The sequence below is a fragment of the Ralstonia sp. 1138 genome (assembly GCF_040544795.1).
GTDB classification, from domain to species: Bacteria; Pseudomonadota; Gammaproteobacteria; order Burkholderiales; family Burkholderiaceae; genus Ralstonia; species Ralstonia flatus.
This window is the reverse complement of sequence record NZ_JBEPKQ010000001.1, coordinates 1648613-1674156: the sequence shown is the minus strand read 5'-3', so window position 1 is coordinate 1674156 and position 25544 is coordinate 1648613. Positions and strand designations below refer to the sequence as shown.

General features: G+C 65.5%; 26 protein-coding genes. 17 read left to right on the top strand and 9 right to left on the bottom strand.

Features of this window, described 5'->3' with window-relative positions; genetic code table 11:
* The first annotated feature begins 40 nt into the window (after positions 1–40).
* The 14 genes from sfnG (at position 41) to ABIC76_RS07370 (ending at position 14557) form a co-directional block, all read left to right on the top strand.
* Positions 41–1216, top strand: coding sequence for a dimethylsulfone monooxygenase SfnG (sfnG, locus tag ABIC76_RS07435; RefSeq protein WP_354533490.1), 1176 nt, complete (start codon positions 41–43; stop codon positions 1214–1216).
* 101 nt (positions 1217–1317) lie between these two features.
* A complete protein-coding gene (locus ABIC76_RS07430; protein ID WP_354533489.1) occupies positions 1318–2232 on the top strand; it encodes an ABC transporter ATP-binding protein in 915 nt (304 codons plus the stop codon).
* A gap of 14 nt (positions 2233–2246) precedes the next feature.
* Positions 2247–3128 carry a branched-chain amino acid ABC transporter permease gene (locus tag ABIC76_RS07425; RefSeq protein WP_197032062.1) on the top strand — a complete coding sequence of 294 codons (882 nt, stop codon included), beginning with the start codon at positions 2247–2249 and terminating at the stop codon, positions 3126–3128.
* A gap of 3 nt (positions 3129–3131) precedes the next feature.
* Entirely contained in the window at positions 3132–4211 is a 1080-nt protein-coding gene (locus tag ABIC76_RS07420; protein ID WP_354533488.1) for a branched-chain amino acid ABC transporter permease, read from the top strand.
* Between the two features lie 57 nt (positions 4212–4268).
* Positions 4269–5600, top strand: coding sequence for an ABC transporter substrate-binding protein (locus ABIC76_RS07415; protein ID WP_354533486.1), 1332 nt, complete (start codon positions 4269–4271; stop codon positions 5598–5600).
* Between the two features lie 45 nt (positions 5601–5645).
* Positions 5646–6902, top strand: coding sequence for an acyl-CoA dehydrogenase family protein (locus tag ABIC76_RS07410; protein ID WP_354533485.1), 1257 nt, complete (start codon positions 5646–5648; stop codon positions 6900–6902).
* 11 nt (positions 6903–6913) lie between these two features.
* Entirely contained in the window at positions 6914–7690 is a 777-nt protein-coding gene (locus tag ABIC76_RS07405; RefSeq protein ID WP_354533484.1) for an ABC transporter ATP-binding protein, read from the top strand.
* A 30-nt stretch (positions 7691–7720) separates the two neighbouring features.
* Positions 7721–8923, top strand: coding sequence for an acyl-CoA dehydrogenase family protein (locus ABIC76_RS07400; protein WP_102065251.1), 1203 nt, complete (start codon positions 7721–7723; stop codon positions 8921–8923).
* Between the two features lie 23 nt (positions 8924–8946).
* On the top strand, positions 8947–10125 hold the full coding sequence (locus ABIC76_RS07395; protein ID WP_332394948.1) for a sigma-54 interaction domain-containing protein: 1179 nt from the start codon (positions 8947–8949) through the stop codon (positions 10123–10125).
* A 49-nt stretch (positions 10126–10174) separates the two neighbouring features.
* Positions 10175–11302: an acyltransferase family protein gene (locus tag ABIC76_RS07390; RefSeq protein WP_354533483.1), complete on the top strand. Its 1128-nt coding sequence runs from the start codon at positions 10175–10177 to the stop codon at positions 11300–11302.
* An 89-nt stretch (positions 11303–11391) separates the two neighbouring features.
* Positions 11392–12240 carry a transporter substrate-binding domain-containing protein gene (locus ABIC76_RS07385; protein WP_354533482.1) on the top strand — a complete coding sequence of 283 codons (849 nt, stop codon included), beginning with the start codon at positions 11392–11394 and terminating at the stop codon, positions 12238–12240.
* A gap of 14 nt (positions 12241–12254) precedes the next feature.
* On the top strand, positions 12255–13037 hold the full coding sequence (locus ABIC76_RS07380; protein ID WP_102065255.1) for an amino acid ABC transporter permease: 783 nt from the start codon (positions 12255–12257) through the stop codon (positions 13035–13037).
* Positions 13030–13713 (top strand): amino acid ABC transporter permease, encoded by a 684-nt coding sequence (locus ABIC76_RS07375; RefSeq protein ID WP_027680055.1) that lies wholly within the window; start codon positions 13030–13032, stop codon positions 13711–13713. Before ABIC76_RS07380 ends, ABIC76_RS07375 begins: the two co-directional genes overlap by 8 nt.
* The gene (locus ABIC76_RS07370; protein WP_354533481.1) at positions 13700–14557 is read left to right on the top strand and encodes an amino acid ABC transporter ATP-binding protein; all 858 of its coding nucleotides are present in this window, start codon (positions 13700–13702) and stop codon (positions 14555–14557) included. The genes ABIC76_RS07375 and ABIC76_RS07370 overlap by 14 nt, the downstream gene beginning before the upstream one ends.
* 24 nt (positions 14558–14581) lie before the next feature.
* Here the strand turns inward: ABIC76_RS07370 and metC are convergent, their stop codons facing one another.
* Positions 14582–15826, bottom strand: coding sequence for a cystathionine beta-lyase (gene metC / locus ABIC76_RS07365; RefSeq protein ID WP_354533480.1), 1245 nt, complete (start codon positions 15824–15826; stop codon positions 14582–14584).
* A 154-nt stretch (positions 15827–15980) separates the two neighbouring features.
* Between metC and ABIC76_RS07360 the strand changes: the two genes are divergently transcribed.
* Positions 15981–16586, top strand: a complete 606-nt coding sequence (locus ABIC76_RS07360; protein ID WP_354533479.1) for a cysteine dioxygenase family protein — start codon at positions 15981–15983, stop codon at positions 16584–16586.
* A 9-nt stretch (positions 16587–16595) separates the two neighbouring features.
* Here the strand turns inward: ABIC76_RS07360 and ABIC76_RS07355 are convergent, their stop codons facing one another.
* Positions 16596–17414, bottom strand: a complete 819-nt coding sequence (locus tag ABIC76_RS07355; protein WP_102066088.1) for a class I SAM-dependent methyltransferase — start codon at positions 17412–17414, stop codon at positions 16596–16598.
* A gap of 122 nt (positions 17415–17536) precedes the next feature.
* Positions 17537–18487: a LysR family transcriptional regulator gene (locus tag ABIC76_RS07350; protein WP_354533478.1), complete on the bottom strand. Its 951-nt coding sequence runs from the start codon at positions 18485–18487 to the stop codon at positions 17537–17539.
* A gap of 111 nt (positions 18488–18598) precedes the next feature.
* Here ABIC76_RS07350 and pcaD point away from each other — a divergent pair, with 111 nt between their 5' ends.
* Complete coding sequence (gene pcaD, locus ABIC76_RS07345) at positions 18599–19414, top strand: 3-oxoadipate enol-lactonase (RefSeq protein WP_102065260.1); 816 nt, start codon at positions 18599–18601, stop codon at positions 19412–19414.
* A 75-nt stretch (positions 19415–19489) separates the two neighbouring features.
* Positions 19490–20128 (top strand): TetR/AcrR family transcriptional regulator, encoded by a 639-nt coding sequence (locus ABIC76_RS07340; RefSeq protein WP_102065261.1) that lies wholly within the window; start codon positions 19490–19492, stop codon positions 20126–20128.
* 3 nt (positions 20129–20131) lie between these two features.
* On the opposite strand, the gene paaE is transcribed toward ABIC76_RS07340, so the two are convergent.
* The 6 genes from paaE to ABIC76_RS07310 all read right to left on the bottom strand — a co-directional run bounded on the left by paaE (position 20132) and on the right by ABIC76_RS07310 (position 25508).
* A complete protein-coding gene (gene paaE / locus ABIC76_RS07335) occupies positions 20132–21232 on the bottom strand; it encodes a 1,2-phenylacetyl-CoA epoxidase subunit PaaE (protein WP_354533477.1) in 1101 nt (366 codons plus the stop codon).
* 20 nt (positions 21233–21252) lie between these two features.
* Complete coding sequence (gene paaD / locus ABIC76_RS07330; RefSeq protein WP_180815200.1) at positions 21253–21765, bottom strand: 1,2-phenylacetyl-CoA epoxidase subunit PaaD; 513 nt, start codon at positions 21763–21765, stop codon at positions 21253–21255.
* Positions 21759–22559, bottom strand: coding sequence for a 1,2-phenylacetyl-CoA epoxidase subunit PaaC (gene paaC, locus ABIC76_RS07325; RefSeq protein WP_354533476.1), 801 nt, complete (start codon positions 22557–22559; stop codon positions 21759–21761). The genes paaD and paaC overlap by 7 nt, the downstream gene beginning before the upstream one ends.
* Before the next feature lie 9 nt (positions 22560–22568).
* Positions 22569–22856: a 1,2-phenylacetyl-CoA epoxidase subunit PaaB gene (gene paaB / locus ABIC76_RS07320; protein ID WP_004635034.1), complete on the bottom strand. Its 288-nt coding sequence runs from the start codon at positions 22854–22856 to the stop codon at positions 22569–22571.
* A gap of 17 nt (positions 22857–22873) precedes the next feature.
* Positions 22874–23893 (bottom strand): 1,2-phenylacetyl-CoA epoxidase subunit PaaA, encoded by a 1020-nt coding sequence (paaA, locus tag ABIC76_RS07315; RefSeq protein ID WP_004635036.1) that lies wholly within the window; start codon positions 23891–23893, stop codon positions 22874–22876.
* A gap of 166 nt (positions 23894–24059) precedes the next feature.
* Entirely contained in the window at positions 24060–25508 is a 1449-nt protein-coding gene (locus tag ABIC76_RS07310; RefSeq protein ID WP_004635038.1) for a DHA2 family efflux MFS transporter permease subunit, read from the bottom strand.
* Positions 25509–25544 lie beyond the last annotated feature (36 nt).

The following is a 25544-nucleotide window of genomic DNA, read 5'->3' as shown; positions in this document are numbered from 1 at the left end:
TCGTTCGTTCCCATCCCGCACAGAGCAAAGGACCATCGCGATGAGCCAATCTTCTTCCAGCGCCACTATCAAGTTTGCCTACTGGGTGCCGAACGTCAGCGGCGGCCTGGTCGTCAGCACCATCCCGCAGCGCACCGACTGGAGCCTCGAATACAACCAGAAGCTGGCGCAGACGGCTGAGAAAGCCGGCTTTGACTATGCACTCAGCCAGATCCGGTTTACCGCCGGCTACGGCGCCGAGCATCAGCACGAATCGGTGTCGTTCAGCCAGGCCATCCTGCACGCCACCACCAAGCTGAAGGTGCTGGCCGCCATCCTGCCGGGCCCCTGGCATCCGGCGGTGGTGGCCAAGCAGTTGGCCACGATCGACCACATCTCCAACGGCCGCATCGCCATCAACGTCGTCAGCGGCTGGTTCAAGGGCGAGTTCCAGGCACTCGGGGAGCCTTGGCTCGAACACGATGAGCGCTATCGCCGCTCCAACGAATTCATCCGCGTGCTCAAGGGCATCTGGACGCAGGACAAGTTCACCTTCAAGGGCGACTTCTACCGCATCAACGACTACACGCTGAGCCCCAAGCCGCTGCAGAAGCCGCACCCGGAGATCTTCCAGGGCGGCAGCTCGCGTGCCGCACGCGACAACGCAGCCAGCGTATCGGACTGGTACTTCACCAACGGCAATACGCCCGAAGGCATCAAGGCGCAGATCGACGATATCCAGGCGAAGGCCCGCGAGAACGGCCACAAGGTCCGCATCGGGGTGAACGCCTTCATCATCGCGCGCGATACCGAGGAAGAAGCCAAGGCGGTGCTGGACGACATCATCAAGCATGCGCACGTGGAAGCCGTGCATGCCTTTGGCGATGCGGTGAAGCAAGCCGGCAAGGCATCGCCCGAAGGCGAAGGCAACTGGGCGAAATCCACGTTTGAAGATCTCGTTCAATACAACGACGGTTTCCGCACCAACCTGATCGGCACGCCGCAGCAGATTGCGGAGCGCATCGTGCACCTGAAGTCGATCGGCGTTGACCTGGTCCTGGCGGGCTTCCTGCACTTCATCGAAGAAGTCGAGTACTTCGGTCGCAAGGTGCTGCCGCTGGTGCGCGAGCTGGAAGCCCAACGCGCTGCTGCCACAAGCGCTGCGTCAGGCGCCGACACAAGCGCCGACACAAGCGCCGACACGCGCGAGGCCGAGGCCGCCACGTCAGCCGCCTGACTGCCTGACCGCCTGACCTGATACCCGCGTTTCCCGCACGCGCCCGCTCAGTTGAGTGGGCGCGGGGGAGTTCTGTTGCCTGTCGCTTTGCGGAGACCGCCATGTCTCACACGTCCGCTGAACTTGCTGCCCCGCCACCGCCGCTCGCACGCTACGCCGACACGCGTCACGCCGATGCGCCATCGCCTGCGCGCAGCGTTGACACCCATGCCGTACCGGCCGCGGCACCCGCGTTGCGGCTGGCCGACATCGACCTGTCGTTCGGCGGCATTCAGGCGCTCAAGGGCATCGACCTCACGGTGGCGCCGGGTGAGATCCGCGCGATCATCGGCCCCAACGGCGCGGGCAAAAGCTCGCTGGTCAACATCATCAGCGGCCTGTACCAGCCGGACCGCGGCAGTATCTGGCTCAATGGCCGTGCCATGCGCAAGGTGTCGCCGGCGCGATTGGCTGGTCTTGGCATTGCACGCACGTTTCAGAACCTGGCGTTGTTCAAGGGCCTGAGCGTGCGCGACAACATTGCGCTCGGCCGCGTACAGCACACCCGCTCCGTCTTCGTCGAGCAGTTGATCGGGCTGGGCCGCGCGCGCCGCGAGCTGGCCGATGCGCGCGAGCGTGCGGAACAGGTCATCCACTTTGTCGGCCTGGGGGACGTGCAGGACCAGCTCGCGGGCACGCTTTCCTATGGGCTGCAAAAGCGCGTTGAACTGGCGCGTGCGCTGGTCGCGCGGCCACGCCTATTGCTGCTCGATGAGCCGCTCGCCGGCATGACGGTGACGGAGAAGGTCCAGATGGCCGACCTGATCCGCGCGGCGCGCGACCAGTGGGGCACCACCATCGTGCTGATCGAACACGACATCGGCATCGTGCTGGGCTTGTCCGATCGCGTGGCGGTGCTCGACTACGGCCGCAAGATCGCCGACGGCACGCCGCAAGCCGTGCGCGACGACCCGGCTGTCATCGATGCTTACCTCGGCGTCGCACACGACGCGCCAAGCGCGGCGGAGGCCCAATGATGGGCGACTTCGACCTGGCGTTCTTTGCCGAGGTGCTGGTGGGCGGCCTGCTGTCCGGCGTGATGTATTCGCTGGTGGCGATTGGCTTTGTGCTGATCTACAAGACCTCGGGCGTGCTGAATTTCGCGCAGGGCGCGCAGCTGCTGTTTGCTGCGCTCACATTTGTGAGCCTGCTCGAGCGCGGCGTGCCGTTCCCGCTCGCGTTGCTGCTCACCTTCACGTTGATGGTGCTGCTGGGGCTCGGGATCGAGCGCGCGGTACTTCGGCCGCTGGTCAACCAGCCGCCCATCACGCTGTTCATGGCGACGCTCGGCCTGTCGTACGTGATCGAGGGCGTGGCGCAGCTGGTGTGGGGCACACAGGTACACGAGTTGAACCTCGGTATTTCCGATGCGCCGCTCCAGATCGGCGGCATCCTCGTCTCCAGCTTTGACTTGTTTGCCGCCGCCACCGCAGCCGTCATGGTGACGGCGCTGTCGGTGTTCTTCCGCTACACACGCGTGGGGCTGGCGTTTCGTGCCGTGGCGGACGACACATTCGCCGCCATTGCCGTGGGCTTGCGGCTACCGCGCATCTGGGCAACGGTCTGGGCCACAGCCGGCGTCATCGCCCTCGTGGCGGGGCTGCTGTGGGGCGCACGCCTGGGGGTGCAGTTCTCGCTATCGCTGGTGGTGCTCAAGGCGCTGCCGGTGCTGGTGCTGGGCGGCTTCGATTCGATCCTGGGCGCGGTGGTCGGTGGCTTGATCATCGGCGCGCTGGAGAAGCTCGCCGAGGTGTACCTGGGGCCATTTGTCGGCGGCGGCATCGAGAGCTGGATCGCCTATGTGGCCGCGCTGGCCTTCCTGCTGGTCAAACCGGGCGGGCTGTTCGGCCTGCGCCCTGTCGAGAGAGCCTGAGCCATGTCGACTGCATTGGACGCCCCATCCGGGCACACCACGCGCCCCTCTACTGCGCGGACGCACCTGTCCTGGCCCGCATGGGCAACGCCCGCGCTGACGCTGCTGCTGGCCTACTTCGTCGTGCCGCTGGTCGCATCGGACTATTGGCTGGATGCCATCCTCATTCCGTTCCTCGCGCTGTCGCTTGCGGCGGTGGGCCTGAACCTGTTGACGGGCTACGCGGGCCAATTGTCGGTGGGCTCGGCCGCCTTCATGGCAGTGGGCGCGTTCGCCGCGTACAACTTCAACCTGCGCGTTGACGGTCTGCCGCTGCCTGTCAGCATCGTGCTGGCCGGGCTGGCCGCCACCGCCATCGGCGTCGCCTTCGGGTTGCCGAGCCTGCGCCTGCGCGGCTTCTACCTGGCCGTATCGACCCTCGCCGCGCAATTCTTCGTGCAGTGGGCACTGACCAAGTACGGCTGGTTCAGCAACAACAACGCATCGGGCGTGATCGACGCGCCGCCCATCGTGGTGGCGGGCTTCGCATTCGACACGCCAGCGCTGCGCTACGTGTTTGCGCTCACGGTCGTGGCGATCCTCACGGCATTGGTCTGGCGGCTCGTGCAAACGCCCACCGGACACCATTTCATTGCCGTGCGCGACAACGAAATGGCGGCGCGCGTTACGGGCGTGCCCGTACTGCGGACCAAGCTGCTCGCCTTTGCCATCTCATCGTTCGTCATTGGCGTGGCGGGTGTGCTGTGGGGCTTCGTCTATCTGCGCACGGTGGAGCCCGCGGGCTTCAATCTCGATCGATCGTTCCAGATCCTGTTCATCGTCATCATCGGCGGCCTGGCAACCATCCGGGGCGCGTTCCTGGGGGCGGCGCTGGTGGTGGTGTTTCCGCTGCTGCTGTCCCGCTTTGGCGCGTTCGTGTTCGGCAGCCGGTTCGACTCCGGCGTGCTGGACCTCAGCCAGCGCATCGTGATCGGTGCGCTCATCGTGGCCTTTCTGATTGCCGAGCCGCAGGGCCTTGCCGCCCTGTGGCAGCGGGTGCTGCGCCGGATAAGCAATGTCGTGCGCCCCGCTTCCCGGCGCTGATTCCGTCCTCTGTCTCCACTCAACCTACGTCGCATCGATACCAGGAGCATCTGCACCATGTCCCTCCCCCGCACCATCAAGATGGCGTTGCTGACCGGCGCGCTGGCCCTTTCTGGCCTGACCGGTCTGGGCGTACAAGCCGCCCATGCGGATGAGCAGTTCTTTCCGCTGCAAAGCTACCGCGTCGGCCCGTATGCAGCCGGCGGCACGGGGTTCTTTGGCGGCTTCATCGATTACCTGAACCTCGTCAACACGCGCGACGGCGGCGTGGGCGGCGTCAAGCTGACCTGGGAAGAAGGCGAAACGCAGTACGAAGTGGAACGCGGCGTGGAGGTGTACGAACGCCTGAAGACGCACCCCGGCATCGCCACATGGAATCCGCTGTCGGTCGGCATTGCGTATGCGCTGCTCGACCGGGTGACTGCCGACAAGGTGCCGCTGCTCACCATCAACCACGGCCGCACCGACACGACGGACGGCCGCGTGTTCAAGTACATCTTCCCGCTGCTGCTCAACCCGTACAGCGAGACCTCCGGCATCGTCAACTACATCGGCACCAAGGAAGGCGGCGTCGACAAGCTCAAGGGCAAGAAGATCGTGGTGCTGTATCACGGCTCGCCGTACGGCAAGGAGACGATCCCCATCTATGAACTGCTGGCGAAGAAATACGGCTTCACCGTGCAGCAGATCGAAGTGCCACACCCCGGCAATGAGCAGCAGTCGCAGTGGCTGGCCATCCGCCGCGCCAAACCCGATTACGTCGTGCTGCGCGGCTGGGGCGTGATGAACCCCGTGGCGCTCAAGACGGCGCAGAAGACGGGCTTCCCGGCCGACCACATCATCGGCAACGTGTGGTCCAACTCCGAAGAAGACGTGATCCCGGCCGGCGATGCCGCCAAGGGCTACGTCGCCATCACGACGGTGGCCGCGGGTGCGCAATACCCGGTGGTCCAGCAGATCACCAAGACGCTGTACGACCACGGCAAGGGCAACCTGCAAGACAAGAAGCGCATCGGCAGCGTGTACCACAACCTGGGCGTGCTCAACGGCATCCTGAACGTGGAAGCCATCCGCATCGCGCAGGCCAAGTTCGGCAAGCGCACGCTGACCGGCGACGAAGTCCGCTGGGGCCTGGAGAACCTGAAGATTGACGAAGCCCGCGCCGCTGCGCTGGGCGCCAAGGGCCTGTTCCACTCCATCAACGTCACGTGGGACAACCATGAAGGAGACGGCCGCGTCGCCTTCCAGCAGTGGGATGGCACCAAATGGAACGTGATCTCCGACTGGATCGCACCGGACTGGAAACTGCTGCGGCCCATCATCGAGAAATCGTCGCTGGCGTACGCCAAAGAGAAAAACGTCAAGGTGCGCACGAGCATCAACGATTGAATTCCGCCGTCTCTCCACCCTGCCCGACCCACCTGGAGGTTCGCCATGACGCAGCCGCACGCCGAGACCCTGTTCGGCACTCCCTACGAAACCCTTGCGCAGAAGTACCGCCCCGTCTTCCAGCGCATCCGCGATACCGCCTTGCAACGCGAGCACAACCGCCAGCTCGGCGTCGATGCCATCCAGTGGCTCAAGCAGGCGGGCTTCGGCGCGGTGCGCGTGCCGGTGGAATACGGCGGCGACGGCGCCACGCTGCCCCAACTGTTCCAGCTGCTGATTGAGCTGGCCGACGCCGACTCCAACATCGTGCAGGCGCTGCGCGGGCATTTCGCCTTCGTGGAAGATCGCCTGAACGCACCGCGCGATGCCGGCAACGAAGTCTGGCTGCGGCGCTTCGTGGCCGGCGACCTGGTCGGCAACGCGTGGACGGAAGTCGGCGACGTGGCCATTGGCGATGTCATCACGCGCATCTCCAAACGGGACGGCCGCTGGGTTGCCAACGGGCGCAAGTACTACAGCACCGGCAGCATCTTTGCCGATTGGGTCGACCTGTATGCGCGCCTGGAAGACGGCACCGACGTGATTGCCGCCGTCAGCTCGCACCAGCCTGGCGTGACGCACCACGACGACTGGAACGGCTTCGGCCAGCGCACCACCGGCAGCGGCACCTCGGTGTATGAGAACGCCGCCGTGGAAGACGAAAACATCTTCCCGTTCAGCAGCCGCTTCAAGTATCAGACCGCGTTCTACCAGCTGTTCCACCTGGCCACGCTGGCCGGCATTGCGCGCGCCATCACGCGCGAGGTTGCGCAGCAGGTGCGCGAGCGCAAACGCATCTTCAGCACCGGCAACGCCTCGGCGGTAGCGCAAGACGTGCAGGTGCAGCAGGTGGTTGGCGAGGTGTCGGCACTGGCCTACGCGGCGGAGGCCACGGCCATTCGCGCCACCTTCGCCGCGCAGCGTGCCTATGACGCCCGCTGGGCCGGCGACGCTGCGCAGGAGCGCCAGGCCAACATCGACGCCGAACTCGAATCCGCGCAAGGGCAGGTGGCGATTTCCGATCTCGTGTTGCGCGCATCCACGCAGTTCTTCAATGCGCTCAGCGCATCCGCCACGGCCTCGGGCAAGGCGCTGGACCGCCACTGGCGCAACGCGCGCACGGTGGCCTCGCACAATCCGCTGATCTACAAGGCGCGCATCATCGGCGACTGGCACATCAACGGCACCGAACCGCCGTATGTCTGGCAGATCGGTGCGGGGCCCGGTACCACGGCGACACCGCCCATCGCCAAAGCGGCCTGAGCGTGATGACGATGCGCGACCCTGCTGTGCTGCTGCACGTCGACGGAGTCGAAGCGACGTACCAGAATGCCATCGTCGCCCTGCACAACGTGAACCTCACCGTACAACGCGGTGAGGTTCACGCACTGCTGGGCGCAAACGGTGCGGGCAAGTCGAGCACGCTCAAGGCGATCTCGAACCTGCTGGTGCCCGAACGCGGACAGGTCACTGCGGGCACCATCCGTTTCGACGGGCATGACGTCGCTCGCACCACGCCTGCGCAGCTGGTGCGCCTGGGGCTCGTTCAGGTGCTGGAGGGCCGGCGCTGCTTTCCGAACCTGTCCATCGAGGCGAACCTCGTTACCGGTGCGCTCGGGCGCAGCGCTTCGCGCGCGGAGACGGCCGCCGACCTGGAACGCGTGTACGCGATCTTCCCGCGCCTGAAAGCACGGCGCCGGGTTGCCGCCGGCCTCACGTCGGGCGGTGAGCAGCAGATGGCCGCCATTGGGCGCGCGCTGATGTCACGCCCGCGCCTGCTGGTGCTGGACGAGCCGTCGATGGGCCTCGCGCCCCTGGTCGTGCAGGACATCTTTGCGAGGCTGCGGCAGCTCAATCGTGAAGACGGGCTGTCGATCCTGGTGGCTGAACAGAACTCCACGGTGGCCCTGCAATACGCCGATCGCGCCACGGTGCTGGAGGCAGGCGTCACCGTGCTCAATGACACGGCTGAAGCGTTGCGCGAGCGTGAGGACATCCAGCATTTCTATTTCGGCCGCGATGTTGCACACCAAGCGCCAGCCTTGGCGTGAGCGGCGTCCATTCGTCTTTCCCGAGTGTTCATGACAACAGAAACGGCAATCTTTCCTGACACCGAAACCCTTGCAGTGCCGGCCCCGCCATCCGCCAAGACACTGGCTGCCGAGTTCGCCCGGACGGCCGTGGAGCGCGATGCCGCGGGCGGCACGCCCTTGGCCGAACGCGACGCGTTGCGGCGTAGCGGCCTGCTCTCCCTGGCGATTCCCAAGCGCTATGGCGGGCACGGTGCCAGTTGGGCCGAGACGTTGGACACCGTGCGCGAGTTGGCACAGGTGGATAGCTCCATCGCCCACGTTTACGGCTTCCACCATCTGCTCTTGGCGACCGTGCGCCTGTTTGCGCGGCCAGACCAGTGGGAGCCGTGGTACGAGCAGACCGCGCGCAAGCACTGGTTCTGGGGCAACGCGCTGAACCCGCTGGACGATCGCACCATCGTGCGCCGGTTCGACGGCTGGTACGAGTTCTCCGGCAAGAAGAGCTTCTGCTCCGGCGCCTTGGATTCGCAAATGCTGATTGCCTCGGGCATCGATGAACACAGTCGCAAGCTGCTGGTTGCAGCGGTGCCGACTGCACGCGCCGGTATCACGCTCAACCACGACTGGAACGCCTTCGGGCAGCGCCAGACCGACAGCGGCAGCGCGCTGTTCGAGAAGGTCCGTGTGGAAGAAAACGAACTGCTCCGCGATCCGGGGCCGCTCACCACGCCTTTTTCGTCGTTGCGCCCGTTGCTGGCGCAGCTGGTGTTCGTGCATCTGTTCCTGGGTCTGGCAGAAGGTGCGTTCGAGCAGGCCCGGCACTACACGCTGCACGAGGCGCGACCGTGGCATCGCTCTGCAGCAAAGCGGGCGAGCGAAGACCCGTACACGCTGGCCCACTACGGTGAGTTCTTTGTCGGCCTGGAGAGCGTGCGCCTGCTGGCGCGGCAAGCGGCCACACGGTTTGACGAAGCGTGGGTGCAAGGCCCGTCGTTGACGGCACGCGCGCGCGGCCACGTTGGTGTTGCCATCGCCACCGCCAAGGTTGCAGCCACGCGGGTCGGGCTCGATCTGACCAGCCGAATGTTCGAGACCACCGGCGCACGCGCCACCCACGGCGCGCTCGCGTTGGACCGCTTCTGGCGCAACCTGCGCACGCAGACGCTGCACGACCCTGTCGACTACAAGCTGCACGAGTTGGGCGACTGGGCGCTGAACGGCACGCTGCCCGAACCTTCCTTCTATTCCTGACCCCACGCGCTGAATGGAAAATCATGGCGACGTTCCCTGTATGGCCTCCGCCGCCTGGCCAGGAGCCGGCGGCCAGCACGCCAGAATGGATCTTCGAGGACCCGCGCTCCCGTGCCCTGCTCGATGAAGTCGAACAGGTCGCGCCCAGCGACGCGGCGGTGCTGATCTCTGGTGAAACCGGCACGGGCAAAGAGCTGATTGCCCGCTACCTGCACAACCGCAGCGCGCGGCAGGGTGGTCCTTTCGTGGTGGTGAGCTGCGGCGCGTTCTCCGACACGCTCGTCGATGCAGAACTCTTCGGCCACGAAAACGGCGCGTTCGCCGGCGCATTCGGCACGCAGGTGGGGTGGTTCGAGCAGGCGAACGGCGGGACGATCTTCCTCGACGAGGTCAACGACCTGCCCTTGCCTGTGCAGAACAAGCTGCTGCGCGTGCTGCAGGAGCGTGAAATCGTGCGTCTGGGCGGGCGCACGCCCATTCCCGTCGATCTCCGGATCGTCGCGGCCACGACCGTCGACCTGGAAACGCTGGTCCAGGAGAAGCGCTTTCGCAAGGATCTCTACTACCGGCTGAATGTCGTCAACCTCAACGTCCTCACGCTGAAGGAGCGTCCGGGCGACATCGTTCCGCTGGCACGCTACTTCATCAACACCTACAGCAAGCGACTCGGCCACGCGCGCGCGACCCTCACACCGGCGGCCGAACGCCTGCTGACGCAGAGCCCCTGGCACGGCAACGTGCGCGAGCTTGAAAACGTCATTCATCGGACGCTCCTGCTCTGCGATGGAAACACCATCGACGCGTCCGACCTGCGGCTGTCCAGCCGCCCTGCCAGTTCCCCGGCGCAGGCGGTGGCGCAGGCCCGGCCCGAGACCGAGCCGCCAATCGCCTCCACCGCCCCGCCGACCGCGCAACCGCCCGACCCCTCCAGTGCAGACGAAGCTGCCCTGCTATGCCAGGCGATCCAGCACCTCTGCAACGACAGCGTCGGGAGTGTCTATCAGGTGGTGGAAGACGCGCTGTTCCGGGAGGTCTTCCGGTACTGCCACTACAGCCAAAGCGACGCCGCGCGCGTGCTCGGGGTCAGCCGCAACGTGGTGCGCGCCCGGCTGATTCGCCTGGGCGAGGTGGGCGCGCCGCGCACATCACCTTTTGCCTCAACGCCCGCAACACCGGCACACGAAGACGTGATGGGCACGTAGCTTGCTTTCCAGCGTGGGTTGCTCTCTGCGTTATCGATAGCCGTCCCGCGTGAACCGTTCTTCGTCTTCTCTACTCAGCATCCAGGCGCTGCGGGGCTTCGCCGCGCTGTATGTCGTGGTGTTCCATTCCGGACTTGCCCTGGCCCATGTCGACGTCCCTGCGCTTGCGTGGCTGACGTCGCATGTGATCAAGCGCGGGCATGTCGGTGTGGACGTGTTCTTCGTCATCAGCGGCTTCATCATTGCGTGGGTGGCCATCCTCGGCCCCAAGGGGCCCGAACCGGCCGACGAATTTCTCGTCAAGCGGGCGTTCCGCCTGGCCCCGCCCTACTGGCTGATGTCGGTGCTGCATTGCACGTGGCTCAATCCCGTCTCGTCGGGCGTATTGCTCACTTCGCTGGCGTTTTTGCCGCAGGCCAATGTGGATGCGCCGTACTTCGGCTATCCGGCGCTGTACGTCGGCTGGTCGCTCAACTACGAAGTGTTTTTCTACGCGTTGTGCGCGGTGGGGCTGGCGCTGTTCGGACGGCGCGCGCTTGGGCTGGTGGCGTTGGCGCTGTTCACGACAACGATCATCGTGCCGTTCTGGCACAACGGCGTCGTTCAGCGCAACCCGGAAGCGTTGTACGACTGGGCCACGCCATTGCAGGCCATGGCAGCCAACCCGCTGGTGCTGGAGTTCCTGTTGGGCGCGGGGCTGGCATGGCTGTATGCGGCACATCGGCATCGCCTGACACCGGCCGTTGCGCGTGTCCTGATGGCGATTGGCGCGGCAACGTTCGTGATGTCGGTCGTCGGCCCGGTCCCGAAATTCGATCTGCTCGCGCGGGGCCTGCCCGCCGGCGCGTTGTTGATCGGCATGGTGGCCATGGAGCACTGCGGCGAGCTTCGCGTGCCGCGCGTCGCCGTCTGGCTGGGCGAGTTGTCGTATGCGCTGTACCTCGTGCACCCGAGCGTGATTGAAGCCACGCATCGCGTGGTGGGTAGGCTCGCGCCGGAGTGGCTCGGCACGCAATTGATGCTGTTTGCCGTCAACCTCGCGCTCACGCTGGCGCTGGCCGTGCTGCTGCATCGCTATGTCGAACTGCCATCCATCGCCCTCGGCCGCCGCGCCATCGACTGGATGCGCCACCGTCGGCGGGCCTTCCGCACGCGCCTCGGGCCGCAAAAGCCCTGAGCGGCGCATAACGTTTCCGGTTTTTATTCGTTCGTTGCGCGACGGGCGTCTCGGACAATGGCTGCTTCAGAAACAATCTGTCGCGTGCCATGTCCACCCCTTCTTCCTCGTTCCGCCGATCCGTCTTCGCCTCCGTCGCGTTGGCAGCGGCCGCCGCATTCAGTGCAACAGCGGCACATGCTGATGCGACGCTCGACAAGATCCAGCAGCGCAAGAAGCTTGTCGTGGGCGTGGTGCTGTCGGGCGGGCCATTCGGCTCCATCGACCCCGTTACACAGCGCGGTACGGGCTTCAACATCGACCTCGCACAGGCACTCGGGCGCGGGCTTGGCGTGGAAGTGGAGACGGTGCAGGTGCAACCTTCCAACCGCGTGCAATTTCTGCAGCAGGGACGTGTTGACGTCCTGGTTGCTGCGATGGAGCTGAACCCCGAGCGCGCGGACCTGCTCGCCCACGTGCCGACCCCGTACTACCGCGTGGGCGGCGTGGCGTTGGTCCCGAAAGACAGCCCGGTGCACCAGTGGAGCGACCTGAAAGGCAAGGACGTTTGCCTGTCGCAAGGCAGCAGCTACGCCAAGCCGCTGGCCGCCGACATTGGTGCCACGCCCAAGGGGTTCAAGAGCCCGGCCGAGTCCTTGCTGGCCCTGCGTGGCAACAACTGCGCTGCTGCCGTGCACGACGCCACGCTGCTGCAGCCGCTGCCCCGCAGCAACCCCGAATGGAAGGACTACCGCATCGTCGGCCCGGACCTCATCCCTTCGCCCACGGTCATCTGGGCGCGCAAGGGCGAGAACGACACCGTGGCCGCCCTCGACCGGATCGTCCAGGGCTGGCACCGCACCGGCTGGCTGATCGAAACGGAGAAGAAGAACGGCATCCTGCCGCCGTCGCCCGCGCTGGTCGAATGGCATGACAAGCTGAAGGCCACGCGCGGCTGATCGAGAGGCTGCAGTTGACTGACGATCTGCTCGCGCGGGCGATTGCGCTGGTCCGCCACACCGGCCTCGACTACGGCTTTCTGGCCGAGGCGTACGAGCGGAATGCGCTGCTGCAAGGCGCGAAAGTTTCGCTGCTGGTGATGCTGAGCACCGTGGTGCTGAGCCTCGTCTTTGGTGTTGGGCTCGCGCGGCTGCTTGTATCGCCGCACAAGCGCGTGCGATGGCTGGCGCAGGGCTTTATCGAACTGACGCGCAACACGCCCACGCTCGTGCAGTTGTGCTGCGCGTTTCTCGTCGTCAACACGCTCATCACGCAAACGCTGGCGCAGTGGCAGTTGACCAATCCGCTCACGCCGTTCTTCTGGGCGGTGACGTTGCTCTCGCTACACAAGGCGGCGTTTCATGCGGAAGCCCTGCGTGCCGGCATTGAAGCCGTGCCGCCCCCCATGCTGGAAGCCGCAACCTCGCTCGGCTTCAGCGCACGCGAGCGCCTGTGGCGCGTGCAACTGCCGCTCGCACTTCGCGCGGCATGGCCCTCCCTGATGAACAACACCGTCGAGCTGGTAAAGGCATCGTCGCTGGCATCCGCCATTGCGGTGGGCGACCTCACGTATAGCGCGCTGATGATCTGGACACAGCGCGACAACGTGCTCGAATGCATGGTGCTGTTGCTGCTGTTCTACGGCGTGGTGACCTATGCCGTGCATGCGCTGGGCGTATGGATCGAACGCCGGCTGCGAATGCCCGGTTACGGCGCGGCTGGCCACGCCGCATTGGGGAGCGCCGCGCATGCCTGACACCCTTCTCGCCACGCTTCTGCATTGGTCGCCCGCTTTGCTGCGGGGGCTGGGCATCAACGTCGGCATCAGCTTGCTGGCCGTGGGGCTCGGCACACTGGTCGGCCTGGCGATCGGCGCGCTGCATTTGTCGTCGGTGCGCGGGCTAAGGCAGCTCGCCGGCGGCTATGTCGTTGCGTTTCGCAATGCACCTTGGCTTGTGCTGGTCTACGGCATTGCGTACGCGGTGCCCTTCGAAATTGTCGTGCGCGGCCACGTGATCCCGTTTCCGGATTGGCTCAAGGTGACATTCGCACTGGCATTACCGGCAAGTGCGCACGTGGCAGAAATCTTCCGTGGCGCGGTGCAGTCGATCCCGCATACGCAGTGGGAAGCCGCAGCGTCGCTGGCGTTTACACGGCGCGACATCCTCTGGCGCATCGTGCTGCCGCAGTGCGTGCGACGCATGCTGCCTTCGTGGATGAACCTGTACGCCGTCATCACCATGGGCACGGCACTGGCGTCGCTGGTGGGCGTGCACGATCTGCTCGACACCGCCCAGATCGCCAGCAACACGGTCAACCGCACGCCGTTTACGGTGCTGACCTACTTCACCGTGCTCGCCCTGTTCTTCGTTTACTGCTACCCGATTTCGCGCCTGACCCGGCGCATGGAGCGCGCGCATGTCGCTGCCTGATCTTCTTCCTCTCGATGCATCTACGCCGGTTGCCCCACCGCTTGTCTCACTCCGCGACGTGCATCTGAGTTTCGGCATCACGCCGGTGCTGTCGGGCATCAACCTCGACGTGCGGCGTGGCCAGGCCGTGTCGATCATCGGGCCGTCGGGCTCGGGCAAGTCGACGCTCCTGCGCTGCATCAGCGGCTTGCTTCGGCCGCAGCGAGGCAGCATCACCGTGGACGGCATCCGCGTCGACCAGCTCAACACCGAAGAAGACACCATCGCCCTGCGCAAGCGTATCGGTTTCGTGTTCCAGCAATACAACCTGTTTCCGCACCTGAGCGTGCTCGACAACCTGGTCGCCGCGCCCGTGCGCGTGCTCGGCAAAGCGCGTTCGGAGGCTGAAGCCACGGCGCATGCGCTGCTCAAGAAAGTGGGTCTGGCAGACAAGGCGCGTGCATATCCGGGGCAGCTGTCCGGCGGGCAGCAACAGCGCGTGGCCATTGCGCGTGCGCTGGCCATGAAACCGGAACTGATCCTGTTCGATGAAGTGACGTCCGCGCTCGATCCGGAAACGGTGGGGGAAGTGCTCAACGTCATCGGCGAATTGGTCGACGATGGCTTGACCTGCGTGCTGGTCACGCATGAAATGGCCTTCGCACGGGCCATCAGCGACGAGGTGGTGTTCACGGAACACGGTGTCGTGGTGGAACGCGGCTCGGCAGAACAGGTTTTCTCCGCCCCGACGAGCGACCGCACACGTGCATTCCTATCGCGCGCGCTATCGGGTCATGCAGGTGCGCGGCCGACCGTGCATGCACCATGGCACGCTGCCTTCACCAGCGCGACGTTTGCCGTCTGATGTTTGACCTGTGACCTGTGAGCTTCAACCGCCAATCGCGTGCAGCGCGGCCACGGGCGCGTGCTGCAGCGCCTGCTCCAGATCGGCAATCAGGTCATCGGCATCTTCCAGACCGACATGCAGACGCAGCACGGCACCGGCTTGATCCCACTGGGCGTGGTCCGTCAGCCTTTCGGGCGCAACCACGGTGACGAGGCTTTCATACCCGCCCCACGACGCGCCGATCGCGAACAGGCGCAAGGCATCGGCGACCCGTTCTGCGGCGTACTGATCCGCGCCTTCCAGCACGAATGAAACGAGCCCGTTGGCGCCCGAGAAATCCCGCTGCCACAGCGCGTAACCCGGGTCACCCGGCAATGCCGGATAAAACACCCGCCCCACACCCGGCTGCGCCTGCAGCCACTGCGCCACGCGCGTGGCATTGCGCTGGTGCTGGGCCATGCGCACCGGCAACGTCCGCACGCCGCGCAGCGCCAGATAGGCATCATCGGCGCCGATCGTGAGGCCGAGCACGTCATGTGCGGCGGCAATACGCGCGGCCACGGCATCGGTGCGGGCAATGACGGCACCCAGCATCACATCGGAATGCCCGGCCACGTACTTGGTGGCGGCCAGGATTGAAATGTCCGCACCTGCATCGAGCGGCCGGAAGAGAATGCCAGACGCCCAGGTGTTGTCTGTGGCCAGCGCGATGCCGTGCCGTTGCGCTATTCGGGCGATGGCACGCAAGTCATGGATTTCATAGAGCAGCGACCCCGGCGATTCCGTATAGATGAGCCGCGTGTGCGGCCGGATAGCCGCTTCGAGCTGCCCCTCGCGCGGGTCCACATAGGTCAGTTCAATGCCCAGGCGTTGCAGCAGACCGGTGTCGAGCCGGCGCACGGGCGCATACACGCTGTCCGTCACGACCACGTGATCGCCGGGCGATAACAGCGCCAGGAACGTCAGCGAAATCGCCGACAAGCCCGATGGCACAAGGAACGCGCGCACGCCGCCTTCAAGGGCCAGCAGCGCATCTTCCAGCGCGCGATGCGTTTGTGAACCGTGGCGGCCATAGCTGGCGACGTTCTCGCCGGCCTTGCGGCGCGCGTGGACGTCATGCTGCGCGGCGGTGCTTGCATGGCGGACGGTGCTGGTGCGCTCCACCGGCACGTTGACCGGCGCAGTGCCCTCCACGAACGGCGGGCTGCCCGCGTGGATGAGGCGTGTTGCAAGAGAATTCGAGGCATCCGGCGCATTGGAATGGGCGTCCATGGAAGAGCGTGTCATGCAGGCCTCGCGCGTTTCTGAAGGCGCCCATGTTAGGCACGCCACCCCGCGCCCGAGAACGAACCGATGCGTCTAACCATATGCAGGATGCTGCGTTGGTCGTGCGGTGCCGGCGCCCTACACTGAGTGCTTCACCGATCCGCTTTGAGCTGCCATGAGCCTCGCCCAGCAACGCGACCACGCCGTCCGCCAGACCCTCGTCGCCATCCGCGCCATTGCCGCGCAAGATGGCATTACGCAGGCATCGCTTGCGCGCATTGCCGATCGCCTGCATGAACTTGCCGCGCAGGAAGCGTTGTTCCCGCTCGACGCTTTCCCGCCGCCCGCTGCGGGCGATGCCGATGCCTCCAGCCGTTACCTGCTGCACGTGGAGCCCGACCAGACCTTTGCGCTGTACCTGAACTCCATCAACCCGGGCAAGACCACGCCGCCGCACAACCACACCACATGGGCCGTCATCGTCGCGCTCGAAGGCGAAGAGTTGAACCGCGTCTACACACGCACCGACGACGGCCGCGACCCCGAGCGCGCCACACTGGCCCTGTCGCGCGAAGTCGTAGTACAGCCCGGCACGCCCATCACGTTCCTCGACGACGACATCCACAGCATCCACGTGCTGGGCAACACACCCACCCGCCATTTCCACCTGTATGGCCGAGCGCTGGAAACCCTGACGGGGCGCGTCGGCTATGACCTGGCCACCGGCCGCGTGCTCAACTACAACCGCAACTACATGAGCGCGACCAAGCAAGCCGCTTGATCGCCCATCTCAAGCTGTCACGCTGAACATCAACGCCTGGATCTTGCCTTCGACCGGCCCTGCGCCGAACCGGGCGGCCAACGCATCGGCACACACGTCAGTGGCGTCGGCCAGTGCATTGCCACCGATCGCCTCCAGCTCGGCGCGCACCGGCGTGCCTTGGCAATAGGCGGTGGCGACGGTGCGCGCGGTGTCTGCCCGGCTGCGTGCGGTGACAACGTCGTACGTGACCTCTGCGGTGAAGCCGCCCGCGCGGGCGTCAGCCTGAATCGGCGCCGGATCGTAATGGCCGTGCGGCGTGCGCGCGAGAAACATCGGCGGGTTTTCGGGAAAGCGTTTCGCCAGCGCCTTCGTCACCGCATTCGCAAAGTCGTTGTCTTCGATCCGGTCCCACACGCTGAAGAGCAGCTTGCCGCCCGCCGTCAGCACACGTCGTGCTTCGGCAAAGGCCTTGGGCCGGTCCGGAAAGAACATCACGCCAAACTGGCAGATCACCAAATCGAAACTGCCGTCGGCAAACGGAAGCTGCTGCGCATCCGCCGGCTGCCACGTGACGGGCCGGCATGTGCCCACGGCAGCCGCGCGATCGAGCATCGGCGGGTTCAGATCCGTCGCGACAATCTCCGTGGTTGAAGGGAGTGCTTGCGCCAAGGCACGCGTCACCGCGCCGGTACCGGCGGCGACCTCCAGCACGCGCTGCGGCTGGCATGCCGCCGCCCGCGCGGCCATGTCCTGCGCATACGGCGCGAAGATCAGCGGCACCAGCAGTGTGTCGTACAGCTCGGGAATGGAACCCGAGAAAACCTGATCGGTGCCATGTGCGCGCATCATTCACCACCTTTGCCCGTGAAAGGGTCGGGCATGAATGGTTATAGTCCGGAACCGCGCGGCGGGCACTCCGCCAAGCCGACTAGATGACGAGCCTGCCCAGGCAGGGACGTGTCAGCACATTACGCACGTTTTCGACCAGCCGCGCCCGGCTGACGCAGCATGCGGCCCAACGCAGGCTTCAGCACCGGCGCATGGTGGCCGAGAACATCCCACAGCCGGTTGGCGACCGGACCATGCGGCTGATCGCGCCGGCGCGCGACCACCAGGTCCTGCACCATGCCGGGAAAATGGCGCCCCGCAATCGACAGCAACGTCCCCTCGCGCAGCTCCGTCTCGATCAGGAAACGCGGCAGATGCCCCCATGCCATGCCGTGGAGGATCAACTCTTTCTTCATCAATTGGTCAGGCACGGCGCACTGCGGCGCACCGTCGATGACGTAATGGGATTGCTCCGGCGGGTTTCGCGCGGAATCGTTGATGACGCACTGCATGAAGCGCTGCATCTGCTGAGGCGTGATGGCCGACGTGATGGCGAACGGCAAAAACCCCGGCGCCACCACCGGCACCATGGCGATCTTGCCAAAGTCGATCCACTCCATGCGCACGTCGCCTTTCGGCACGCGGTGCACGATCAGGTCCGCATCGCCTTCCAGCAAGCGCTCCCATGGCCCGGTGACCGCTTCGAACTGCAATTGCAGCCGCGTTTGCGGGCACTGGCCGAAGAATTGACTCAGCAGTGCCAGCACGGGCTGCAGTGGACACAGGTCACCCAGCACCACGCGCAGCTCGGCCTCCTCGCCCATCGCAAGCTGTTTTGCGTGGGTCCGCAGCTCCTCGCTCTCACGCAGCAACGATTGCACCTTGCGGTGGAACGATCGTCCCGCTTCCGTCAAGCGCACGCGATAACCGCTGCGATCCAGCAGGTTTAGACCCAACTGTCCTTCCAGCTTGGCGACCGCCGCAAACACAGACGGATGCGAGCGATGCAACCGCTCGGCCGCTGCCTGGAAACTGCCACCGGTGACCACCGCATCGAAGCACTGCAGTTCATGAAGCGTGAAGTTCTGCATTGTCGGCAAAACCTACAAAGTTCGTCCAAACTTCATAGTATCCGCCAACCGCGTCGGCTTCTAGGATGACGGCATCCCAATCGTTTCCACCGTCTTTCCCAGGAGCCCGACATGACCACCCGCAACGACCTCTCCTTCGTCACCGCCGGTGACGGTACGCGCCTCGCCTATCGCTTTGATGGCACCGCCGGCAAGCCCGTCCTGCTGCTGTCCAATTCCATCGGCACCGACCTGCACATGTGGGACGTGACCGTGCCGCGCCTGGCCGAACACTTTCACGTGCTGCGCTACGACGCGCGCGGCCATGGCGCGTCGGATGCGCCAGCCGGCGCCTATTCGATTGATCGGCTCGGTCGTGACGTGGTCGAGCTGCTCGATGCGCTGGGCATCCAGCGCGTGCATATGCTGGGGCTGTCACTCGGCGGCATCGTGGCGCAGTGGCTGGCGATCCATGTGCCGGAACGCATCGACCGGCTGGTCCTCTCCAATACGGCCGCGCACATCGGCCCAACGCAGTATTTCGATCAGGCCATCGCCGAGCTTCAGCAAGCGCCCGACATGCAGGCAACAACGGAGACGTTTCTACGCAACTGGTTTCCGGCGCGCATGCTGGAGGCCAATGACCCGGCCGTCGCGCCGTTCCGCCGCACGCTGCTGGCAACGCCGCGCGAGGGCATCATCGGCGGCTGGGCAGCCGTGCGCGATGCCGACCTGCGCCGCACGATCACGCTGATCACGCATCCGACGCTCGTCATTGCCGGCCAGCACGACACCGTGACGTCTGCCCGCCATGGCGAGGAGATTGCCGCTGCCATTCCGGGCGCGCAATTGCGCCTGCTCGACACCGTGCATCTCGCCAACGTGGAGCTGCCGGACGCGTTTGCTGAAGCCGTGCTGGATTTCCTGGGCGTGCACGAAACCGTCTGACGCCTCGACGCAGCATCGACACACGGCAACCCAGCCGGTTAACATGGCGGCCATCCAACCGATGTGCCGCCCGCCATGTCCCGCGTCAAGAACGAAGACGAATTCGAGTTGCGCCGCGAAAGCGTGCTCGACACCGCCGCCGAAGCCTTTGCGGCCGACAGCTACCCGAGCGTGTCGATGAACCAGCTTGCCGCTGCATGCGGCGGTTCCAAATCACGCCTGTATCACTACTACGAGGGCAAGGAAGCCATCCTGTTCGACCTGCTCGACCGCTACACGCGCCGGCTGGCCGATCTGGTTGAACGCGCCGAGAGCGACGCGCGCCACGCCAAGCTCTCGGCACGCGCCACGCTGCATCTGCTGATCCGCACGTTCCTGGCCGAATACGCCACATCGCGCACGCGGCATGTGGCCTTGCTCAATGATGTGAAATACCTGGCGCCGGAGCAGCGCGACATCGTGCTCGCGCGTGAACGCGACGTGGTGGCCGCGGTGGGCCGACAGCTCGGGGCGGCTTATCCGAGCAAGGTGGACGAGGCCAACCGCACGCCCATCACGATGATGCTGTTCGGCATGATGAACTGGACCTTCACCTGGCTCAAACCCGACGGGCCGCTTTCGTATGAAGGCTATGCGGAAATGGTGATCGACATGCTGGAGAACGGGCTGGGCGGGCTCGGGGGGCTGAGCGGCCCGGACGGCAGGAAGGGCTGACGTTCAGCGCTCGTCGTAGCTGACCACCACGCGCTGCGTGAGCGGCCTCGCCTGGCAGGTCAGCACAAACCCCTGCTGGATCTCCCAGTCTTCCAGCGTGAAGTTCTTCTCCATCTCCACACGGCCTTCCAGCACCTTGGCGCGGCACGTGCAGCACACGCCGCCCTTGCACGCATAGGGCAGATCCAGCCCCGCACTCAGCGCACTGTCCAGCACCTTGGCGTCACCCGCCATCGGCACCTCGTGCGATTTGCCGTCGAGCACAACGGTCAGCGCCACATCGCCCGCGACGGCGGCATGCTTGCGTGGTTTGGCCGCTGCCGTCGCATCGCCCACCGGTACGCCAAAGCGTTCGGCATGCACGCGCTCGCGCGGCACACCGCGCTCAAGCAGCGCGGCTTCCACGGCATCGATCATCGTCGACGGGCCGCAGATGAAAGCGGCATCGATATCGTCCGGCGGAATCAGCGCATCCAGAAACGCATGCACCTTCGCACCGTCGAGCCGGCCGTTGAACAGCGCAATCTCCTGCGCCTGGCGCGAGAGCACGTGATACAGCGCGAAGCGATCGAGATAGCGGTCCTTCAGGTCTTCGAGGGCCTCGCCAAAGATGATGCTGTCGACGCTGCGGTTGCCGTAGACCAGCGTGAAGCGGCTCTGCGGCTCCGCCGCCAGCGTCGTCTTGATGAGCGACAGGATCGGCGTGATGCCGCTGCCGGCCGCAAAGGCGACGTAGTGGCGAGCGCTTTCGGCGACGAGCGGCACATAGAAGCGCCCATCCGGCGGCAGCACGTCGAGCGTCTGGCCCACGCGGATACGGTCGTGCAGATGGTTGGAGAAGACCCCCGCATCGACACGCTTGACTGCCACACGCAACTCGCCGTGCGCGTCGTAGTCCTGCACGGCGCAGCAGATCGAATACGAACGCCGCAGTTCTTCATGTCCGGGCAAGTGGCCCGGCGGCACGCGCAGCGTCAGGAACTGGCCCTGCGTAAAGCGGTACGCGTCGCGCAGGTCGTTCGGCACGTCAAAGCGCACGGAAATCGTATCGGCCGTCTCGCCGCGCACTTCGGCAACACGCAAGGGGTGGAATTGCGGGGTCATGGCGGTCGTGCCCGGTGGGCTCAGTAAGGCTTGAAGTAGTCGAACGGCTCGCGGCACGCGCGGCAGCGGTACAGCGCTTTGCAGGCCGTTGAGCCGAAGGCGGAAATGAGCGCCGTATCGTGCGACCCGCATTGCGGACAGGCGATCTGCCCGGCCTGCGCGGGACGCGTGAGACGAATCGGGCGAGCCCCGCCCTCGTCCGCCACGTGCGCCGGCGGGGCAATGCCAAAGTCGCGCAGCTTGCGGCGCCCTTCAGCGGTAATCCAGTCCGTCGTCCATGCCGGCGACAGCACCGAACGCACGCGATACGCACCCACGTCCGCTGCCTGCAACGCCCGGCTCACGTCATCGGAAATCTGCTCCATGGCGGGGCAGCCGGAATACGTGGGCGTGATCGTCGCGACCAGTGTGCCGGCCTCGTCGAGCTGGAGATCGCGCAGGATGCCCAGCTCGGCAATCGTCACCACCGGGATCTCCGGGTCGGTGACAGCCTCCAGCGCGATGCGCGCGCGCTGCAATCGCTCGCTTACCACGATGCCCCCGGGAACTGGCGCGCCAATCCCTGCATCTCGGCCAGCAGATAGCCCATATGCTCGGAATGCACGCCGTGCTTGCCGGTGCTGACATAGGGACCGGGCTCGGGCCAGCGCAGCGTGGCCTCGTCCAGCGCGTCACGCACCGTCGCCTCCCATGCGTCGCGCAGGTCTGCCGGACGCACGCCGATGCCGGCTTCGGCCGCGGCCGTTTCAACGTCGTCCGCGGCGAAAAATTCGTTCGTGTACGGCATCAGCCAATCGAGCGCGGCCTGCGCACGTGCATGCGATTCCTCGGTGCCATCACCGAAGCGCACGAGCCAGTCGCGCGTATGGGCGAGGTGGTAACGCATCTCCTTCACTGATTTGGCGGCAATGGCGGCCAGCTCGGCGTCGGTCGAACGCGTCAATGCGTCCCATAACGGCACCATCAACGCGGCATAAAGGAAGTGGCGGACGATGGTGACGGCGTAGTCGCGCGTCGTCGCCGATGTCGCGACCAGCGGCCCGGCATGGGGCAGCTCGAGCAGCGTGTAATTGCGGAAAGCCGGCTCGGCGCGCCAATAGGCATAGTCATCTTCCGTGCGCGGTGCGCCGGTGATCTCGCCCTCGATCCGCCCCGCGTGCGTATAGAGCAACCGCGCCTGGCCGATCAGATCAAGACTAAGGTTGGACAGCGCGATGTCTTCTTCCAGCACGGGGCCGTGGCCGGTCCATTCCGCGTTGCGCTGGCCGAGGATGAGCGCGTTGTCGGCCAGGCGAAGGATGTATTGCAGATGCGCGTCGGAAGTCATCACCGCGGCTCACATGTGGTTGACTTCATCGGGCAGCCGATAGAACGTCGGGTGGCGATAGATCTTGTCGGCCATCGGGTCAAACAGCATGGGCTTGTCGTCAGGTTCGCTCGCGGTGATGGCGGCCGACGGCACCACCCAGATGGAGACGCCTTCCTGCCGGCGCGTGTAGACATCGCGCGCCATCTGCAGCGCCTGCTTGGCGTCCACGGCGTGCAGGCTGCCGCAATGCTTGTGCTCCAGGCCCTGCTTGCTGCGGATGAACACTTCCCACAGCGGCCATTCGTGTTGATGCATGGTGGGTTCCTTCCGGTTCAGGCAGCTTGTTGATTGGCGGCGGCGCGTTCGGCCTGCTTGCGTGCGTAGGCCAGCGCAGCTTCGCGCACCCACTCGCCTTCTTCGTGGGCACGCTTGCGGGTGGCAAGGCGCTCGCGGTTGCACGGACCGTGACCATCGAGCACGCGCTTGAATTCGGACCAATCGAGCGGCGAGAAATCGTAATGGCCGCGCGCTTCGTTCCACGTAAGGCCGGGGTCGGGCAGCGTCACGCCCAGCACGCGCGCCTGCTCGACGGTGGCATCGACAAAACGCTGCCGCAGATCGTCGTTCGAAATGCGCTTGATGCCCCAGGCCATGGTCTGCGCGCTGTTGGGCGATGCGGTGTCGGGCGGCCCGAACATCATGAGCACCGGAAACCACCAGCGGTTGACGGCTTCCTGCACCATGTCGCGCTGCGCCTGCGTGCCGCCCATCATCGTCAGCAACGATTCATAGCCCTGACGCTGGTGAAACGACTCTTCCTTGCAGATGCGGATCATGGCGCGCGCATATGGGCCGTACGAGCAACGGCACAGCGGCACCTGATTCATGATGGCTGCACCGTCGACCAGCCAGCCGATCACGCCCACGTCCGCCCAGGAGAGCGTCGGGTAATTGAAGATCGACGAATACTTCGCCCGGCCTTCGTGCAGCGCGTCGATCATCTCGTCGCGCGAGCTGCCGAGCGTTTCAGCGGCGGAATAGAGATAGAGGCCGTGGCCCGCTTCGTCCTGCACCTTGGCCAGGAGGATGGCCTTGCGCTTGAGCGACGGCGCGCGGCTGATCCAGTTGCCCTCGGGCAGCATGCCGACCACCTCGGAATGCGCGTGCTGCGAAATCTGCCGCAGCAGCGTCTTGCGGTACGGCGCCGGCATCCAGTCCTGCGGCTCGATCTTGTGGTCGGCCCCGATGCGTGCATCGAAGCGCGCCTGCAGATCGGCTTCGCCTTGAGAGGCGGCGGCCAGTTCCTGCTCCGTGGGCAGACCGCCGGGCTGGTCGAGGCTTTGGGTGTACATGCGATCCTCCGGGCGCTTGTGCGGCATGTGCACGGTACGTCATGCGCACCGTGTTTTGGATGGATCGATTATAAACCGTCCGACCGGTCGGTCAATAACGGTTTTCACCGCATGCCTCGTGTGAGGCATGCGGTGCGCCCGGCTCCTGAGGCTCCTTTTCTGTGACTCAGATTGGCGCTGCCGACGAGGCTTCGCCCTGCCCGGCCCCTTGCGTGCGCGTGCGCACAAACACGCCCGCCAGCACCGAACCCAGCACGGCGGCAACTGCCCCCAGCAGGAACGCGAGGTGATACCCGCCATTGAGTGCCGTCGTGGCATCGGCCCCGGCCGCAGCCAGACCTTCGGTGCGTGCGGCAGCCAGACTTGCCAGAATGGCCAGGCCCAGCGCACCGCCCATCATGAACGACGTGTTGACCACGCCGGACGCCAGGCCCGATTCATCGGGCGCCACGTCGCTCATGGCGGCCAGCAGCACCGGGTTGAACGCCACACCAGCCCCCAAGCCGAGCAACAGCATGCCGGGCAGCACGTCGAGCACAAAGCTGCCGCCCGCGGGCGCGCGCGCAAACAGCACCAGCCCAATGCCTGCCACCAGCAAACCCACCGACAGCGGCGCGCGAATGCCGAAGCGCATCACCAGCTTGGCCGACAAGCCCAGCGAGAACACCGCCATGATGATGTTGGCCGGCAGGAAGGCCAGCCCGACCTGCATCGCGCTGTAGTCGAGCACCCGCTGCATGTACAGCGCCGAGATGAAGAACCATGCGAACATCGCCGCCGCCCACAGCACGCCCACCACGTTGGCCGTGGCCACGTTGCGCAGCGCGAACATATGCAGCGGCATCAGCGGATGCGACACGCGGGATTCGATGACCAGGAACGCGATCATCAACGCAATGGCAATGCCCAGCTGCGTCAGCGTCTGCGTGGATGTCCAACCGGCTTCGTTGCCGTGCACGACGGCGTACACCGCGAGCATCAGCGATGCGGTCACGGCAATCGCGCCTGCCACGTCCAGCTTCGTGCGATCGGCCAACGGCTTGCCCACCGGCAGCAACGCCACGCAGGCGGCGTACACCGCCACGCCAATCGGCAGATTGACCAGGAAGATCCAGTGCCAGCTCAACGTGCTCGTCAGCAGGCCACCGAGCAGCACCCCGATGCTGCCGCCGCCCGCACAGACAAAGCCGTAGATGCCCATTGCCTTGGCGCGGTCCGCCGGCGAAGTGAACAGATTCATGATCAGCGACAGCGACACCGCCGACACCACCGCGCCGCCCAGCCCCTGCACGGCGCGCGCCGTAATCAGCAGCCCTTGCGAATTCGCCAGTCCGCATGCGGCCGATGCCAGCGTGAACAGCGTCAGCCCCAGCAGGAACAGCTTGCGATGCCCGAACAGATCACCCAATCGCCCGCCGAGCAACAGACAGCCGCCAAACGTCAGCATGTAGGCGTTGACCACCCATACGAGCGAGGTTTCGGTAAAGCCCAGGTCTGCCTGGATGGACGGCAGCGCAACGTTCACGATGGTCGTGTCCAGCACGATCATCAGCACGCCCAGGCAGAGCACGATGAGGGCAAGCCAACGCTTGCGTTCGTCGATGCCATGCGTCATGGAATCACTCCTATGCTTGGCTGCTGCGCCTGAATG